Raw genomic sequence first — 481 nt, 5'->3', positions numbered from 1 at the left:
CCGGGCCCATGAGTTCGTGGGCGAGCGGAGGCAACTCTTCGGGCTGGAACCAACGGATCTCGTCATGTTCGTCGGGAGCGACGTTTGTCGGTGTCCCTTCCCACTCGCCGACAAGCCACGCGCTGAAGCGTACGGAATCCTCTCCGCGGCCTGCGTCCAGCCGACACAGATGGATCGCCGAGCCTGTTGCTATCTGCACCCCCAGTTCCTCGTGCATCTCCCTGGTGAGCGCAGTCAGCTCTGTCTCGCCTGTCTCGATGTGTCCGCCGCGGCAGATCCCACACGTCTGGGTAGGCGCGGCGGTTCGGACTTCGGTGGACGAGTAGGACTCGACCTTCGCGAACCAGCGCCGCGACAACGACCTCGTGCATGGGTGGGATCATGGCATGACCCTCCGACCAAAAACGTCTGCAACTGCCGCCGAGCGGGCGTCAGGGTCTGCACCTGCGAGACGGACAAATCAGCCGACCGCTCTTGCCGA

The 481-nt window shown here is 64.2% G+C and carries 1 protein-coding gene; it reads right to left on the bottom strand.

All coding sequences use genetic code 11. The features are described 5' to 3' along the window. A partial coding sequence (locus tag FXF52_RS43785) for an NUDIX domain-containing protein (RefSeq protein WP_255472963.1) occupies positions 1-217 on the bottom strand: 217 nt, incomplete at its 3' end. Between the last annotated feature and the right edge of the window lie 264 nt (positions 218-481).

The sequence above is a fragment of the Micromonospora sp. MP36 genome, assembly GCF_008119785.1.
Lineage (GTDB): Bacteria > Actinomycetota > Actinomycetes > Mycobacteriales > Micromonosporaceae > Micromonospora.
Note: the sequence above shows the minus strand (reverse complement) of the source record. Positions and strands in the feature narration are given on the sequence as shown.